The following is a 15,050-nucleotide window of genomic DNA, read 5'->3' on the forward strand; positions in this document are numbered from 1 at the left end:
GCCGCCGGACGATCGGTCGCGGCTGTTGGAATAAATTTTCAAAATTTCGGTCTTGCCTTCGCGGCGGAAACGCGGTTTCTCGCCGGCGGGCCACGCCCCCCCAACGGGGCGCAGTCCATCTGTAAGGATGGGAGACATCGCTATGACTACCCTCGCCAAGCCGGCAATCCGTCCGGCTCGTCCCGAGTTCTCTTCCGGCCCCTGCGCCAAGCGCCCCGGCTGGTCCCCCGAAAATCTGAGGAACGCGGTCCTTGGCCGTTCGCACCGCTCCAAGCTGGGCAAGGCGCGCCTGAAGGCCGCTATCGACCAGACGCGCGAAGTGCTCGAAGTGCCCGCCGAGTTCCTGATCGGCATCGTCCCCGGTTCGGACACCGGCGCCGTCGAAATGGCGATGTGGTCGATGCTGGGCGCCCGCCCCGTGCAACTGATGGCCTTCGAGTCCTTCGGCAAGGACTGGGTCACGGACGTCACCAAGCAACTGAAGCTGCCGGACGTCGAGGTGCTGAGCGCCCCGTACGGCGAGCTGCCCGACACCGCCAAGGTCGACCCGGCCAAGGATCTGGTCTTCACCTGGAACGGCACGACCTCGGGCGTGCGCGTGCCCAACGCCGACTTCATCTCGGCCGACCGTGAAGGCATCACCATCTGCGACGCCACCAGCGCCGCCTTCGCCCAGGACCTGGACTGGACCAAGCTCGATGTCGTGACCTTCTCCTGGCAGAAGGCGCTGGGCGGCGAGGGCGCGCACGGGATCCTGATCCTGTCGCCGCGCGCCGTGGCCCGCCTGGAAAGCTACGTCCCGGCCTGGCCGATGCCGAAGCTGTTCCGCATGACCAAGAACGGCAAGGTCACGCTCGACCTGTTCGAGGGCGCGACGATCAACACCCCGTCGATGCTGTGCGTGGAAGACGCGCTGGACGCCCTGCAATGGGGCGCCTCGATCGGCGGCCTGGAAGCCATGCAGGGCCGCGCCGACCAGAACCTGAAAGTGCTGGCCGACTGGGTCGAGAAGACCGACTGGGTCGACTTCCTGGCCGCCTCGCCGGAAATCCGCTCCAACACCTCGGTGTGCCTGAAGGTGGTGGACGCCCAGATCGCCGCCCTGCCGGCCGACGCCCAGGCCGACTTCGCCAAGAAGCTGGCCAGCCTGCTCGAGAAGGAGGGCGCGGCCCTCGACATCGGCGGCTATCGCGACGCTCCGGCCGGCCTGCGCATCTGGTGCGGCGCGACGGTGGAGGCCTCGGACCTGGAGGCCCTGACGCCGTGGCTCGACTGGGCCTTCGCCGAGACCAAGGCGGCCACGCTCCAGGCGGCCTGAAGCCGGTGTTCGCCGATCCCCTGACGCAGCGCCTGGCCGACTTCGTCATCGGCCTCGGCATCGACGTCACGGCGGGCGAGCTGCCCGACGACACCTTCCTGCCCGGAGTGGACATCCGCTTCGGGGGGCTGGTGATCGACGAGCAGCGCCTCGCCCATCCCGGCGACATCCTGCACGAGGCCGGCCAMATCGCCGTCACCGAGCCCGAAGGCCGCAAGGCCGAACGGCTCGAACCCACCGACGGCGAGGAGATGGCCACCCTGGCCTGGTCGTGGGCCGCCCTGACCCACCTGGAGCTCGACCCCGGCGTGGTCTTCCATCCGGAAGGCTACAAGGGCGACGCCGGGTGGCTGGTCGAGACCTTCACCTCCGGGGGCGCCATCGGCGTGCCGCTGCTTCAGTTCTACGGCCTTGCGCTCGAGCCGCGATCGGCGTCGACAACGTCGACATCCCGGCCGCCACGGCCAAGGGCGTGGTGGTGATGAACACCCCGTTCGGCAACTCGATCACCACGGCCGAGCACGCCATCGCCATGATGTTCGCCCTGGCTCGCCAGATCCCGGCGGCCGACGCCTCGACGCAAGCCGGCAAGTGGGAAAAGAACCGCTTCATGGGCGTGGAGCTCTACGCCAAGACCCTGGGCCTGATCGGCGCCGGCAACATCGGCGGCATCGTCGCCGACCGCGCCCTGGGCCTGAAGATGAAGGTCGTGGCCTACGACCCCTTCCTGAGCCCCGAGCGCGCCATCGAGATGGGCGTCGAGAAGGTCGAGCTGGAAGAGCTGCTGGCCCGCGCCGACGTCATCACCCTGCACACCCCGCTGACCGACAAGACCCGCAACATCCTGTCGGCCGAGAACCTGGCCAAGACCAAGAAGGGCGTGCTGATCGTCAACTGCGCCCGCGGCGGCCTGGTCGATGAAGTCGCCCTGCGCAAGCTGCTGGACGAAGGCCACGTGGCCGGCGCCGGCTTCGACGTGTTCGTCACCGAACCGGCCAAGGAAAACCCGCTGTTCGGTTCGGACAAGGTGGTGGCCACCCCGCACCTGGGCGCCTCGACCTCGGAAGCCCAGGAGAACGTGGCCCTGCAGGTCGCCGAGCAGGTCAGCGACTACCTGCTGACCGGCGCCGTGACCAACGCGCTCAACAGCCCCTCGGTCAGCGCCGAAGAGGCCCCCAAGCTGAAGCCGTTCGTGGCCCTGGCCGAGAAGATCGGCGCCCTGGCCGGCCAGATGGTCGACTTCGGCATCAAGGCCATCGACATCGCCTTCGAAGGTGAAGTCGCCGCCCTGAACGTCAAGCCGCTGACCTCGGCCGCTCTGGCCGGCGTGCTCAAGCCGATGCTGGCCGAGATCAACATGGTTTCGGCTCCGGCCGTGGCCAAGGAGCGCGGCGTGACCGTCTCGGAAAGCCGCCAGGAAAAGAGCCCGACCTACGACTCGCTGCTGCGCGTGACCATCACCACCGAGAAGGGCAAGCGCGCCTTCGCCGGCACGGTGATCGCCGGCGCCCCGCGCGTCATCGAGGTCAAGGGCATGGAGCTGGACGCGGGCTTCTCGCCGGCCATGCTCTACATCAACAACCTCGACAAGCCGGGCTTCATCGGCGCCCTGGGCATGCTGCTGGGCGAGGCGGGCGTCAACATCGCCACCTTCAACCTGGGCCGCGTCTCGGCTGACGAAGACGCCATCGCCCTGGTCGGCGTCGACCAGGCCCCGAGCGAAGAGCTGCTGGCCAAGATCCAGGCCCTGCCGCACGTGAAGGAAGCTCGCGCGCTGACCTTCTAAGGCTGAGCGGCCCTGCGTGATCCTCGTCCTTCGACAAGCTCAGGATGAGGATCATGCCTGGCCTCCGCGATAGAGAAACCTCACCCTGAGCCTGTCGAAGGGCGAGGTTTCCGCCGCATGGGCGTCATGCGGTTGCAGTTCCGGTGCAGAGCGGAACAAGAATGGCCCCGAATGACCGCGGGGCCATTTTCACGCCCCAGGTGAGCGGCTAGGGCAGGGGCTCGCCTCGTCCAGGAGCCCAGATGTCCCGCAGCTTCAAGCGCAAGATCAACTGGCTGGCCTTCGCCGTGTTCGCCGCGGCCGCGGCTTATGCGTTCTGGAAGGCGATCACGCCGGGCGACGACACTGTCGGCCTGATCCCGTGGGACAAGGCCAAGCACTTCATCGTCTTCTACGTGCTGGCGGTGCTGGGCTGCCTGGCCCTGCCCAAGAGCCGGCTGTGGCGGATCGGCCTCGTGCTGGTGGCCTTCGGCGGGCTGATCGAGATCGTGCAGCACTTCACCGGCCGCGACATGTCGTGGGGCGACCTCGTCGCCGACTTCTGCGGCGTGGCGGCGGCCTACGCCTACAGCCTGGTCGGCGCGATCCGGCGCAAGCTGCCCGCCGGCTGAGCTTGACCGTCGTTACGGCAGAGATCACGACTGCGGCGTGAAACCGTTCCCGCCGCTCAAGACCGATTCCGACGACATGCTGCATCTCGACGCCCTGCGGGCGCTGGGCGCGGTGCTGATCGTCGTCTTCCACTTCAACCGGTTCATCAATATCGACGGCCGTTGGCAGGCGGTGGACGACACGGTCAAGAGCTTCAGTCTGCTCGTCGACCTGTTCTTCGTGATCTCCGGCTATGTGATCAGCGCCGTCTATACGGGGCGGATCCGCACGGTTTCCGACTTCCGCTGGTTCCTGCAGAAGCGGGTGGCGCGGCTGATGCCGCTGCACTGGCTGACGCTGGCGGTGTTCATCGTCATCGCCGTCGCCGGGGTCATGGGCCTCGTGAACGACCGCGACCCCAGCCGCTACGACCCCGCCTGCGTCGTGCCCAACATCCTGAACCTGCAGGCCTTCGGCATCTGTCGGGCCCAGACCTTCAACTTCGTCAGCTGGTCGATCAGCGCCGAGTGGGCGATGTATCTCCTGCTGCCGCTGCTTCTGTGGCTGGCGATGCGCGGGACGGCCTGGCTGACGCTGGTCACCGCCGTGATCCTGGCGGCGCTGTTCGCCATTCCGGCGCAGCAGCCCTTCCACATGTGGACCGCCGACTTCGGCGTCGCCCGGGCCGCGCCCGGGTTCATGGTCGGCATGATCGCCTACAAGATCCGCGGGCCGCTGGGACGCCTGCCGGGCGCGAAGTGGTGGTTCTTCGCCTCGTGCGTCGCCTTCGTCGCCGGCAGCGCCGCGCAGCTGGATCGCGACCTGCTGCTCTTCGTCTGCTACGCCGTCGGCCTGCTGGGCGTGGCGGCCGACAACGCCCCGGTCAAGCCCGGCCCGGTCGTGCGCTGGCTGGCGCCCTGGGGGCAGCTGTCCTACTCGGTCTACATGCTCCACCCGATCGTGCTGAAGATCGCCCTGAACTGGGTAGGCCTGGGGATGCTGCACCTGGATGGCGACGTCATGCGCCTGTGGTGCCTGGCCTGGGGTCTCGTCTTGATCCCGGTCAGCTATGCCTCGCTGATGTACTTCGAGAAGCCCGCGCGGGACGCGATCGCAGGGTGGGGGAAGCCCAAGCGCTGAACCCTCTCCCGGAGGGGAGAGGGAGGGGCCCAGGCGAAGCCTGGGAGGGTGAGGGGTGACGGCGCCTGACGTCGTGCCGGCACGCCGTCTTCTGTCCCTAACCCCTCATCCGGCGCTTCGCGCCCCCTTCTCCCTATAGGAGAAGGGCTAGTTCTTGGACACGTGATCCACGAACGCCGGCAGTTCGCCGATCGAAGCCAGCTCCACATAGCGCGGGTGGTTCTGCGGCGCGTCGGCGGCCTCGTGGGCCCAGACCAGCGGGTAGGGGATCAGCGCGCCCCAGGCCCCGGCTTCCAGCGCCGGCAGGATGTCCGACCGCATCGAGTTGCCGGCCATCAGCGCCTGCTCGGCCCCGGTGCCGTAGCGTTCGAACACCCGGCGATAGGTGCCGGCGTCCTTCTCCGAGACGATCTCGACCGCGGCGAAGAGGTCGCCCAGGCCCGAGGCGGCCAGCTTCTGCTCCTGGTGCAGGAGGTCGCCCTTGGTGATCAGGATCAGGCGATAGCGCTTGGACAGCTCGGCCAGGGCCCGCTCGACGCCCGGCAGGGGCTCGACCGGCTCGGTCAGCATCTCGCGGCCCACGGCCAGGATCTCGCGGATGACGCGGGTGGAGACCGCGCCGTCCGTCAGGTCCAGCGCGGTCTCGATCATCGACAGGGTGAAGCCCTTGGCCCCGTAGCCATAGACCCGCAGGTTGCGCTTCTCGGCCACGGCCAGCTGGCTGTTGATCCGTTCCTCGTCGCCGAAGTCGGACAGCAACTCGACGAACCGCTTGTGGGTCAGGCGGAACAGGCTCTCGCAGTGCCAGAGGGTGTCGTCGGCGTCGACGCCGACCGTGGTGATGAGGCTCATGCCCTCCGTCTACATCAGCGCAGCGTGCGCTTGTAGAGGTCCAGGAGGTTGGTCCAGGCCTGTTCGGCGGCGGCCTCGTTGTAGACCTGGCTGCCCTTGACCGTCCAACCGTGGGCGGCGCCGGCGAAGACCTCGACCTTGGCCGGGCGCTTGGCCTGCGCGAAGGCGGCCTTCAGCTTGTCCTTCACGTCGGGCTCCTTCTTGTCGTCGTTGTCGGCGACCTCGATCAGGTACTCGGCGTGGGTCTTGGGGATCAGCAGGTGCGGGCTGGTGGGATCGGCCGTGACCAGGCCCCCGCCGTGGAAGCTGGCGACGGCGGCGATGCGGCCCGGGGCGGCGGCGGCCGTGCGGAACGACAGCGGCCCGCCCATGCAGTAGCCCTGCACGCCGATCTTCTTTCCCTTGTCGGTTTCCTTCTGGGCGTCGAGGAAGGCCACATAGGCCAGGGCGTCGCGATCCGTGCCCTCGGGCGTGACGGTGGCGCGCAGCGGGGTGATCTTGGCGCGGTCGTCGGGATTGGCGAAGTTGAAGGTTCCGTCGATCACCGGCGCCTTCCTGACGCGGTAATAGAGGTTGGGAACCAGCACGACGTAGCCGGCGGCGGCCAGGCGGCGGCCCATGTCGCGGAACACCGGGCGCAGGCTCATGACGTCGGGCCAGATCAGCACGGCGGGCCATTTGCCCTTGCCGGCCGGCTTGAACAGGGCCGCGTCGGCCTCGCCGTCGGGCGTCTTGATGACGACGTCGGTCTCGACGACCTTGTCGTCGGCGCGGGCGGCGGTGGCGGCCAGGCCCCCGGCCGCGGCGGTCATCAGGCCGAACGTGCGGCGCGAGACGCGCGGATCATGGACCAGGCCGGGGTGGATGTCGTCGTCGCACATCGCGCGGGCTCCCTTTCGAACAGGCGCCCGCACGGTGCACGACCTGACGCCGAAGGCAATCGGCGGCTGCGCTTTAGGTTGGATCTCAGATCCTACGAAACCGAGCGGCTCTGGAGGGGAAAGGTCTCGGAGCGCAGCTTCAGAAGGTGAGGATGACGAACACCACGCCGCTGATCACCACGCCCGCGCCCAGCATCACGCCGAGCGCCTGGCCGGCCAGCGACTGACCGGGAAGGCGCGTCCAGGCGATCTTCGGCGCGCGCTTCTGGGCGGCTCGATCGTGGACGGCGGCGGTCATGATTCCATCTCCTCGTTTAAGCCCAAGCTTGTGGGGCCTGACGAGTTAACGAGCGTGAAGCGCCGACGGATGCAGGCGTGCGACCGATTGATCCAGGGTGCGCCTAAAGGGTCACACTCCAGCCGTCCCGACCGCTGCCGGGCGTGGCGGGAGGCGGGGGCTTGGCGCAGGCCGTGTGGGCCTTGTTGATCCGCCGCAGCGAGGCTGGAAAGCGGTGCAGCTTGCTGTCGGGACGGATCGGCCGGGCCACCAGGTCGCCCTCGCAATTGGGGCAGACGCCATGGAATCGGCTCTCCGCGCAGTCGGCGCAGAAGGTGCATTCGAAGGTGCAGATGCGCGCCAGCTCGCTCTGGGGCGGCAGGTCGCGGTCGCAGCACTCGCAGTTGGGGCGCAGTTCGAGCAAGGGCCGTCCTCCCGTGTTCTTATGCGTTGAAGCCCCGCACCATAAGGGCTTGAGGGGCATCCGCGCGAGGGGGCGCGTCGGGAGATCACGGGAATGTGGCGGGGCTGGCGAAAAGCCGTGATCCGAGGGGTTGACCCCCCCGCCCGCGACCCCTAAACACCCCGCCGTTTGCGCGGCGGGCGGGGTTCTCCCTGGCCCGCCTTTTTGCAACAATAACCACGCGTTCTGGAGGCGCTTCTCGAGATGTCCCAAGACCTTCTCCCCGGCGTCACCGGCGTTCTGGTCCTGGCCGACGGCACCGTCCTGCAGGGCGTGGGCTGCGGCGCGGTCGGCGACGCGGTCGGCGAGGTGTGCTTCAACACCGCCATGACCGGTTACCAGGAAATCCTGACCGACCCGTCCTACATGGCCCAGATCGTGGCCTTCACCTTCCCGCACGTCGGCAATGTCGGCACCAACAGCGAAGACGTCGAGCAGATCACCGGCGTGGCCGAGACGGCCGCCCGCGGCGCGATCTTCCGCGACGTCCCGACCGATCCGGCCAACTGGCGCGCCAACAGCGACTTCGACGGCTGGATGCAGCGCCGCGGCGTCGTCGGCCTGGCCGGCGTCGACACCCGCGCCCTGACCCGCAAGATCCGCGAGACCGGCATGCCGCACGGCGTGATCGCCCACTCGCCCGACGGCAAGTTCGACCTCGACGCCCTGAAGGCCAAGGCCCGCGACTGGTCGGGCGTCGTCGGCCTCGACCTGGCCAAGGACGCCTCGACCACCCAGACCTTCACCTGGGACGAGGGCCTGTGGTCGTGGCCGGCCGGCTACGCCAAGCTGGAGCAGCCCAAGTACGAAGTGGTCGTCATCGACTACGGCGTGAAGCGCAACATCCTGCGCGCCCTGGCTCACGTGGGCGCCCGCGCCACGGTGGTTCCGGCCGACACCTCGGCCGAGGACATCCTGGCCCGCAATCCCGACGGCGTCCTGCTGTCCAACGGCCCGGGCGACCCGGCCGCGACCGGCGCGTACGCCGTGCCGGAAATCCAGAAGCTCGTCGCCAGCGGCAAGCCGGTGTTCGGCATCTGCCTCGGCCACCAGATGCTGGCTCTGGCCCTGGGCGCCAAGACCGTGAAGATGGAGCAGGGCCACCACGGCGCCAACCACCCGGTCAAGGACCTGACCACGGGCAAGGTCGAGATCGTGTCGATGAACCACGGCTTCACGGTGGACAGCGAAAGCCTGCCCGAGCCGGTGCAGGAGACCCACGTCTCGCTGTTCGACGGCACCAACGCCGGCATCGCCCTGAAGGACAAGCCGGTGTTCAGTGTCCAGCACCACCCGGAAGCCTCGCCCGGCCCGACCGACAGCCTCTACATCTTCGAGCGCTTCGCCGGCCTGATGGACAAGGCGAAGTAGTTCGGGCGAAGTAAGACGAAACGCCCCGCCGAAAGGCGGGGCGTTTTTCGTTTCCGGGTCCTGTCACGAAACCATCGCCCAGGGTTCACGCACCGATTGAGCGACCCGTGTTAGCGTTTTCGCCGTTCCCAATCTCACGAGGACGGCATGAGCGCCTATGAACGCATCGGCGGCGAGGCCGCCGCCCAGTCGGTGATCAGCGACTTCTTCCAGCGCGCCCAGGGCGACGAGCGGCTCAAGAGCCTGTTCGGCGGCGAGGTCGCGCCCGGCGCTCGCGCCGTGGTGGCCGGGGCCCTCGATCCCGAGGCCGGCGAGGCCCGCGGCGACCTGGAACTGGCCCAGGTGTGGTTCGGCGCCAACGCGCTGGAGGACGACGAGCTGGACCTGATCATCGGCCACCTGGCCGCCGCCCTCGAAGCCGCCGGGATCGACGACGAGATCACCGCCGACGTCGCCGACCAGATCGAACTGCTCCGCGACCTGGCCCTGGGCCCGGACGAGGAAGACTTCGACGACGAGGATGAGGACGAAGAGGGCGAGGTGGCGGCTTAACTTCTCGCCTTCTCCCAGAGGGAGAAGGAGGGGCCCGCGCCGAAGGCGTGGGAGGATGAGGGGTTACGAGGTCGGCCGGCGTGCCGGCACGATCCAGGGCTATGCGGTGAGGGCGTAACCCCTCACCCTCCCATGCTGCGCATGGGCCCCTCCCTCTCCCTATGGGAGAGGTTGCCAGTTGTGCGGCTCCCTCTAAGTCCCGAACTGCGTGAACGGCACCTTGTTGAACAGCTCGCGCTCGCCGCCGCGCGGGTCGTCGGCCATGCGGGTGGTCTCGTCGAACACCAGGGTCTGGCGGCGGGGCAGGGTGTAGGGCTCCCACTTGGGGATGGCCGCGCAGTTGGGATCGCCGGTGCGGGCGAAGGCGACGAAGGCGTCCATCATGGTGTTCGACATCGCCTGGCTGCGGGCGTTGGTCCCGACGATGGCGCCCTTGGCGTCCAGCGTGCCGAACACCAGGCAGATATCCAGCGTGTGCGGCGCGCCCYAGATGCCGCCGTCCTTGGGCGACTTCCAGTCCAGTTGATACACCCAGGCGGGCGCGCGGGTCGGCGCGCGGGCCTCGGCCTGCAGGATCGCCGCCTTCCACGAGCGTCCGGCCGTCGAGGCGGCAAAATAAACGTCGGACGGCGAGTAGGCCGGGTACATCTGGCGATAGGCCGCCACGACCGTGGCCGGGTCGATGTCGATGCGGGCGTTGAACTGGGACGGCAGCTTCTCGACCACCTGGTCCCAGGTCATGTCGAACACCTTGGGATCGGAGCCGACGAAGCCGCGCGTCTCGTCATGGGTGTTGCCGCAGATCAGCGGCACGTCGAGGCCCTGGGGCGCCGCGTCGGGGAAGAACGGATGGCGGGTCAGCGAGCGCTCGTCCAGCACCGGGCCCATATAGACCCCGCCCGAACCGGCCACCGGATCGATCGCCTTCAGGCCGTTCAGCAACTGGTCGGCGGGCAGGGCCCGCAAGGCGGCCAGGTCGCTGATCCCCAGCTTCTCCAGAAAGAGCTTCGCGCGCTTGGTCGCGTTGAACGGGCCGCCGGCGGTGACCTGCTGGCCGCTCATGGTGGCGGCGCGGTGGAACAGGCCCTTGGCGGCCGGCATGGCCAGCAGCGTGGCGATCTTGGCTCCGCCGCCCGACTGGCCAAACAGCATGACCCGCGAGGGATCGCCGCCGAAGGCCTCGATGTTGTCGCGCACCCATTGCAGGGCCAGCACCAGGTCGAGCTGGCCGACATTGCCGCTGTCGGCGACGCTGGGATCGTTGAACAGGCGGGCGAGATAGAGGTAGCCGAAGGCGTTGAGGCGGTGGTTCACCGTCACCACCACCACGTCGCCGCGCTTGGCCAGGCGGGTTCCGTCGTACCAGGGGCTGCTCCCCGAGCCGCCGTTGTAGGCGCCGCCGTGGATGTAGAACATCACCGGCCGCTTTGCGCCGTCGGCCAGGCCCGCCTTGCCGGCCTTGGCCGGGGTCCAGACGTTGAGGAACAGGCAGTCTTCCGAGAGGGTCTCGCCCTCTTCGCCCTTGCCGGTCTGCATCGAGGCCGCGCCATAGGCCAGGGCGTCGGCGACGCCGGTCCAGGGCTGGGGCTTGCGGGGCGGAGAAAAGCGGTTCGCGCCGCCGGTGTCGGCCCCGTAGCGCAGGCCCTTGAACACGTGTACGCCGTCGGCGGTGGTCGATCCGCGCACCTTGCCGGCGGCGGTGGTCACGATGGGCGAGCGGGCGGGACCGGTCGGCTTTGCGGCATGAGCGGGCAGGGCGCTGGCGGCGGCTGCCGCGCCGGCGGCCAGCAGCAGGCTGCGACGATCCATGGGGTCTTCCTCCGGCGCTTCTGACGAGCTTGCGTCATGGCTAGCACGAACCATGACACCGGTGACAATCCATTTTGCGCAGGGAGATTGGGTGAGCGCCGCAGCCTCCGGGAACCTCCCCCTCTGGGGGAGGCGGCCGAAGGCCGGTGGGGGAGGTTCTCAGCTTTCGAAGTTCTGGCCGATTTCGCCGCTACGCCCCCCACCGATCGCTGCGCGATCGCCTCCCCCAGAGGGGGAGGTTCCTTGGCATCACCACATCGAGGCGGCCGCCCGTGCGGGCCAGGCCTCGTCATAGGCCGGTCCGCCGACCTCGCCGGCGGTGATCGCCGCCAGCATGGCGCCGGCGCTGGGCAGGCTCTTGGGATCGACGTGGGCCTCGGGGCTCCACAGGCCCGCGCGCATCACCGCCCGGGCGCACTGGAAATAGCATTCCTCGATGGTGACGATCAGTGCGGTGCGCGGCGCCTTGCCGTCGACGGCCAGCCGCGCCAGCAGGTCGGGGTCGGCGCTGATCACCGCCCGGCCGTTGACCCGGAAGGTCGTGCCCGAGCCCGGGATCAGGAACAGCAGGGCCACGCGCGGGTCTCGGATGACGTTGCGCAGGCTGTCGATGCGGTTGTTGCCGCGCCGGTCGGGCAGGATCAGCGTGCGTTCGTCGGCGATGGTCACCAGGCCGTGGGCGTCGCCGCGCGGGCTGCAGTCCAGGCCCTCGGGGCCGACCGTGGCCAGGGCCAGGAACGGCGAGGCCTCGATCAGCCGGCGATAGTCGCTTGTCAGGCGGTCGCTGACCTTGGCGGTGGAGGCCGCGACGGGCGCTGGGCTGTAGATCGCCTCCAGCGCTTCCAGGGTGTCGATGATCGCCATGCGCCGTCTCCCGTTCGCCGGGAGCCTAGCAGCGGCGTGGCGCGCCTGTCAGGCCCGGCGGTCCAGCGCCTGCTGGCAGGCCTCGGCCAGGCGGCGAGGCGAGATCGGCTTGTCGACGATCGTGCGGCGGGCGTTGGCCAACTGGTCGGCGTTGCCGGTGACGAACACGGTGGGGATGCGGCCCAGCTTGGCCTCGATGGCCTCGACCGCCTCCAGCCCCGTGCCGCCGATGATGCGGAAGTCGGCGGTGATCAGGTCGGGCGCGCGAGCCAGGGCGCAGGTCAACGCTTCCTGCGGACTGTCGGCGATGTCGAAGCTTGAATAGCCCTGGGCGGCCAGAAGGGCCTCGACCTCGAGCGCGATGAGGATCTCGTCCTCGATGATGAGCGCGTGGCCTTGGGACCGTTTCACTGCACTTAACGCCAATCCGCTGTCGTCCCTTACAAGACTACAACCCGAACTTTCAGTTCTCGCCAATCGATTTCGCGTGTTCGCCATCAGAAATGTGTTGCTGCACGCACGGAAGGTCACGCCGCCGTGATGGCGCCGCCCGCCTCGCGAGAGCCGGGCGGGGACGTTTCCCTCTCCGGCCGAAAGCCTCTATGCAAAGGGAAAAACAAGATTGCAGGAGCGCCCCACACCCATGACGTCTCAGCCCCTCGTCCTCACCGAAAAGCGCGGCCACGTCGCCATCCTCACCCTCAATCGCCCCGAGGCCATGAACGCCTTGGGCGCGCCCGGCGACGGCGACCAGGTGGCGGCCGCCTGCGAGGCGATCAACGACGACCAGGACGTCCGCTGCGTGATCCTGACCGGGGCGGGCAAGGCCTTCTCGGCCGGCGGCGACGTCAAGGCGATGAAGGCCCGCGAAGGCGCCTTCGGCGGCAACGGCGTGGCGGTGCGCGACGGCTACCGCAAGAACATCCACCGCATCGTGCGGGCCATCTACGGCCTGGAGGTTCCGTCGATCGCGGCGGTCAACGGCGCGGCCATCGGCCTGGGCTGCGACGTGGCCTGCATGACCGACATCCGCATCGCCGCCGACACGGCGCGGTTCGGGGTGACCTTCCTCAAGCTCGGTTTGATCCCCGGCGACGGCGGCGCCTGGCTGATGCCGCGCACGGTGGGCATGAGCCGCGCGGCCGAACTGCTGTTCACCGGCGACGTCATCGACGCGGCCAAGGCGGCCGAGTGGGGCCTGATCAGCCGCGCTGTGCCGTCGGGCGATCTGATGGGCGAAGCGCTGGCCCTGGCGGAAAGGATCGCCGCCCAGCCGCCTCACGCCTTGCGCATGGCCAAGAGTCTGCTCAAGCACGGCCAGACGGCGAGCTACGACACCCTGATGGAGATGAGCGCCGCCGCTCAGGCCATCGCCCACCACACCGAGGATCACATGGAAGGCGTCGACGCCATTCTCGAAAAGCGCCAACCCACGTTCCGGGGCGCCTGAGGCATGGGCAAGGAAGCGCGGGCCTGGGGCCAGCTCAGCGACGGCGAGAGCGACGGCAAGCTGCTGTGGGAGCCGCCCAAGCTGATCTTCCGCGGGGCGGTGCGGGGCATCTATCAGGGCCACGCCCTGCGCGACATCCGCGCCGAGGACGACGACATCGTCCTGTCCGACGGCACGCGCTTCACCCTCGATCCCGGCCAGGCCGACAAGTGGGTGCACGCCATCCTCAACCCGCCGACGCGGCTGGACAAGCTGGGCGTCAAGCCGGGCATGAGCGTGGTGGTCGACGGCGTCGACGACGAGGCGTTCCTGGACGAGCTCTCGACCCGCGTCGAGGCGCAGGTCGGGCCCGGCGAGGACTTCGAGGACGTCGACCTGCTGTTCCTGGCGGCCGACGACCTGGGGCAGCTGGACCGGTTGGAGGACCTGCAGGGGGCGCTGGCCGAGAAGGGGGCGATCTGGGTCGTCTCGCAGAAGGGCAAGACCGCGCCGCTGAAGGACACCGACGTGCTGGCCGCCGCCAGGGGCGTGGGCCTGTCGGACACCAAGGTCTGCGCCTTCTCCAAGACCCACACCGCCCTGCGGTTCGTGCGGCGCAAGGGCTGAAAGCGCCGCCGGACTGGCGCTACTTCGGCTCGCCGATGTCGAAGCGGATCATCGTCCACGAACCGCGGAACAGGGCGTACTCGCCCGACAGCGAACGCCGCACGAGGCCGGATCCTTCCTGCGCGAGCAGGTCGCCGTCGAAGGTGAAGTTGCCGTTCTCCAGGTTCTTCATGGTCATGTTCTCGAAGCGGACCGGCGCGAAGTCGGCGCGGGTGAACATGCCTGAGCTCGGTTGCTGGGCCCACTTGCCCAGCAGCTCGTCGCTGGCGCCCTGGACGCGGGCCATGCCGACCTTGGTGATCCACTTCTGCCTCAGGTCGGCCGCGAAGGTCGGGCTCTGGGGATCGGTGGCCGCGAAGGCCTGGAACATGCAGCCCAGCAGGCGGGTCATCGTGCCCTTGGGCGAGAAGCTGACCCCGCCCTTGCACGACGGCTCGACCGTGCCGATGGGATAGACGTCGTCGGCGTAGGTCGCGGGCGCCGCGGGCGTCGCGGTCGCGATGGCGAGCGCTGCTCCGATGGCCAGTAGCATCACAATCCCCCGTCAGTGATCCCGCCGTTGTCTAACCCGCAGTTGCAGTTCGGCCAAGGCCGCGCGCGCGGAAGGGTGGCGTCGTCTTGGCGCCGGGCGTAGAGCAGGCCATCAGACGGAGCGGGATCATGATCGTAGGGCGTCGCGCCGGCCTTTTCGAAATCGCCTTCGCCCTGCGCGGTTCGATCCTGCCCAGCATCGCAGGAAGGCTGGCGGTGCTGCTTCTGGTGTCGATCGGCGCGGTGCTGACGGCCCAGCGCTGGCCCGCGGCGCTGGAGCGGCTGAATGCGCTGCCCTTCACGCTGATCGGCCTGTCGCTGTCGATCTTCATGAGCTTCCGGAACAACGCCTGCTACGACCGCTGGTGGGAGGCGCGCAAGCTCTGGGGCGGCCTGATCATCGCCGCCCGCAGCTTCGCGCGACAGACGCAAGGTTTGCCGACCGACAAGCGCGAGCCGCTGCTGCTGGGCCTGGCGGGGTTCGCCGGCGGGCTGGCGGCGCGCCTGCGGGGCGGCGACGAGCGCGCGGCCATCGCGCGCTGGCGCGAGGTTCCCGGCC

Annotated in this window: 17 protein-coding genes and 2 pseudogenes; 10 read left to right on the top strand and 9 right to left on the bottom strand. The window is 68.9% G+C overall.

Annotated features, from left to right (window positions below; genetic code table 11):
* Positions 1-142 precede the first annotated feature (142 nt).
* From AC1DCG_RS16210 to AC1DCG_RS16230, 5 genes and pseudogenes are all read left to right on the top strand, one after another.
* The gene (locus AC1DCG_RS16210) at positions 143-1,318 is read left to right on the top strand and encodes a phosphoserine transaminase (protein ID WP_477030350.1); all 1,176 of its coding nucleotides are present in this window, start codon (positions 143-145) and stop codon (positions 1,316-1,318) included.
* Between the two features lie 5 nt (positions 1,319-1,323).
* Complete coding sequence (locus AC1DCG_RS16215; RefSeq protein ID WP_477041556.1) at positions 1,324-1,800, top strand: hypothetical protein; 477 nt, start codon at positions 1,324-1,326, stop codon at positions 1,798-1,800.
* Positions 1,707-3,104: pseudogene (gene serA / locus AC1DCG_RS16220) on the top strand (phosphoglycerate dehydrogenase); the annotation flags it as partial. The gene AC1DCG_RS16215 and the pseudogene serA, both read left to right, overlap by 94 nt.
* Positions 3,105-3,346: 242 nt before the next feature.
* Positions 3,347-3,715: a VanZ family protein gene (locus AC1DCG_RS16225; protein WP_477030351.1), complete on the top strand. Its 369-nt coding sequence runs from the start codon at positions 3,347-3,349 to the stop codon at positions 3,713-3,715.
* Positions 3,716-3,752: 37 nt separating this feature from the next.
* Entirely contained in the window at positions 3,753-4,835 is a 1,083-nt protein-coding gene (locus tag AC1DCG_RS16230) for an acyltransferase family protein (RefSeq protein WP_477030352.1), read from the top strand.
* A 147-nt stretch (positions 4,836-4,982) separates the two neighbouring features.
* Here AC1DCG_RS16230 and AC1DCG_RS16235 read toward each other — a convergent pair whose 3' ends face one another.
* The 4 genes from AC1DCG_RS16235 to AC1DCG_RS16250 form a co-directional block, all read right to left on the bottom strand.
* A complete protein-coding gene (locus AC1DCG_RS16235; RefSeq protein WP_477030353.1) occupies positions 4,983-5,687 on the bottom strand; it encodes an HAD family hydrolase in 705 nt (234 codons plus the stop codon).
* A 14-nt stretch (positions 5,688-5,701) separates the two neighbouring features.
* A complete protein-coding gene (locus tag AC1DCG_RS16240; protein ID WP_477030354.1) occupies positions 5,702-6,568 on the bottom strand; it encodes a dienelactone hydrolase family protein in 867 nt (288 codons plus the stop codon).
* Between the two features lie 139 nt (positions 6,569-6,707).
* A complete protein-coding gene (locus tag AC1DCG_RS16245; RefSeq protein WP_165257922.1) occupies positions 6,708-6,866 on the bottom strand; it encodes a hypothetical protein in 159 nt (52 codons plus the stop codon).
* A 103-nt stretch (positions 6,867-6,969) separates the two neighbouring features.
* Positions 6,970-7,269, bottom strand: coding sequence for a DUF1272 domain-containing protein (locus AC1DCG_RS16250; protein ID WP_477030355.1), 300 nt, complete (start codon positions 7,267-7,269; stop codon positions 6,970-6,972).
* Between the two features lie 243 nt (positions 7,270-7,512).
* On the opposite strand from AC1DCG_RS16250, the gene carA reads away from it, so the two are divergent.
* Complete coding sequence (gene carA, locus AC1DCG_RS16255; RefSeq protein ID WP_477030356.1) at positions 7,513-8,679, top strand: glutamine-hydrolyzing carbamoyl-phosphate synthase small subunit; 1,167 nt, start codon at positions 7,513-7,515, stop codon at positions 8,677-8,679.
* A 147-nt stretch (positions 8,680-8,826) separates the two neighbouring features.
* The gene (locus AC1DCG_RS16260; RefSeq protein WP_165257918.1) at positions 8,827-9,231 is read left to right on the top strand and encodes a globin domain-containing protein; all 405 of its coding nucleotides are present in this window, start codon (positions 8,827-8,829) and stop codon (positions 9,229-9,231) included.
* Between the two features lie 10 nt (positions 9,232-9,241).
* On the opposite strand, the pseudogene AC1DCG_RS16265 reads toward AC1DCG_RS16260, so the two are convergent.
* From AC1DCG_RS16265 to AC1DCG_RS16280, 4 genes and pseudogenes are all read right to left on the bottom strand, one after another.
* Positions 9,242-9,322 (bottom strand): annotated as a pseudogene (locus AC1DCG_RS16265) (hypothetical protein); the annotation flags it as partial.
* 101 nt (positions 9,323-9,423) lie between these two features.
* Entirely contained in the window at positions 9,424-11,040 is a 1,617-nt protein-coding gene (locus tag AC1DCG_RS16270) for a carboxylesterase/lipase family protein (RefSeq protein ID WP_477041557.1), read from the bottom strand.
* A gap of 249 nt (positions 11,041-11,289) precedes the next feature.
* Complete coding sequence (locus tag AC1DCG_RS16275) at positions 11,290-11,904, bottom strand: pyridoxamine 5'-phosphate oxidase family protein (RefSeq protein ID WP_477030358.1); 615 nt, start codon at positions 11,902-11,904, stop codon at positions 11,290-11,292.
* 48 nt (positions 11,905-11,952) lie between these two features.
* Positions 11,953-12,315, bottom strand: a complete 363-nt coding sequence (locus tag AC1DCG_RS16280; protein WP_233247561.1) for a response regulator — start codon at positions 12,313-12,315, stop codon at positions 11,953-11,955.
* A gap of 232 nt (positions 12,316-12,547) precedes the next feature.
* Here AC1DCG_RS16280 and AC1DCG_RS16285 point away from each other — a divergent pair, with 232 nt between their 5' ends.
* Both AC1DCG_RS16285 and AC1DCG_RS16290 read left to right on the top strand, forming a co-directional pair.
* On the top strand, positions 12,548-13,354 hold the full coding sequence (locus AC1DCG_RS16285; protein WP_165257911.1) for a crotonase/enoyl-CoA hydratase family protein: 807 nt from the start codon (positions 12,548-12,550) through the stop codon (positions 13,352-13,354).
* Between the two features lie 3 nt (positions 13,355-13,357).
* Positions 13,358-13,960, top strand: coding sequence for a DUF3052 family protein (locus tag AC1DCG_RS16290; RefSeq protein WP_477030359.1), 603 nt, complete (start codon positions 13,358-13,360; stop codon positions 13,958-13,960).
* 19 nt (positions 13,961-13,979) lie between these two features.
* Here the strand turns inward: AC1DCG_RS16290 and AC1DCG_RS16295 are convergent, their stop codons facing one another.
* The gene (locus AC1DCG_RS16295) at positions 13,980-14,492 is read right to left on the bottom strand and encodes a hypothetical protein (protein ID WP_477030360.1); all 513 of its coding nucleotides are present in this window, start codon (positions 14,490-14,492) and stop codon (positions 13,980-13,982) included.
* A 128-nt stretch (positions 14,493-14,620) separates the two neighbouring features.
* Here AC1DCG_RS16295 and AC1DCG_RS16300 point away from each other — a divergent pair.
* Positions 14,621-15,050, top strand: a 430-nt coding sequence (locus AC1DCG_RS16300) for a bestrophin family protein (RefSeq protein WP_477041558.1), incomplete at its 3' end; no start/stop codon positions are given.

Source organism: Caulobacter sp. 10L414 (genome assembly GCF_056395525.1).

Coding starts and splice junctions, on each gene's coding strand:
- AC1DCG_RS16245 (WP_165257922.1), bottom strand. CDS start 6,866: ATGACCGCCGCCGTCCACGATCGAGCCGCCCAGAAGCGCGCGCCGAAG.
- AC1DCG_RS16240 (WP_477030354.1), bottom strand. CDS start 6,568: ATGTGCGACGACGACATCCACCCCGGCCTGGTCCATGATCCGCGCGTC.
- AC1DCG_RS16275 (WP_477030358.1), bottom strand. CDS start 11,904: ATGGCGATCATCGACACCCTGGAAGCGCTGGAGGCGATCTACAGCCCA.
- AC1DCG_RS16210 (WP_477030350.1), top strand. CDS start 143: ATGACTACCCTCGCCAAGCCGGCAATCCGTCCGGCTCGTCCCGAGTTC.
- AC1DCG_RS16285 (WP_165257911.1), top strand. CDS start 12,548: ATGACGTCTCAGCCCCTCGTCCTCACCGAAAAGCGCGGCCACGTCGCC.
- AC1DCG_RS16295 (WP_477030360.1), bottom strand. CDS start 14,492: ATGCTACTGGCCATCGGAGCAGCGCTCGCCATCGCGACCGCGACGCCC.
- AC1DCG_RS16260 (WP_165257918.1), top strand. CDS start 8,827: ATGAGCGCCTATGAACGCATCGGCGGCGAGGCCGCCGCCCAGTCGGTG.
- AC1DCG_RS16225 (WP_477030351.1), top strand. CDS start 3,347: ATGTCCCGCAGCTTCAAGCGCAAGATCAACTGGCTGGCCTTCGCCGTG.
- AC1DCG_RS16235 (WP_477030353.1), bottom strand. CDS start 5,687: ATGAGCCTCATCACCACGGTCGGCGTCGACGCCGACGACACCCTCTGG.
- AC1DCG_RS16290 (WP_477030359.1), top strand. CDS start 13,358: ATGGGCAAGGAAGCGCGGGCCTGGGGCCAGCTCAGCGACGGCGAGAGC.
- carA (WP_477030356.1), top strand. CDS start 7,513: ATGTCCCAAGACCTTCTCCCCGGCGTCACCGGCGTTCTGGTCCTGGCC.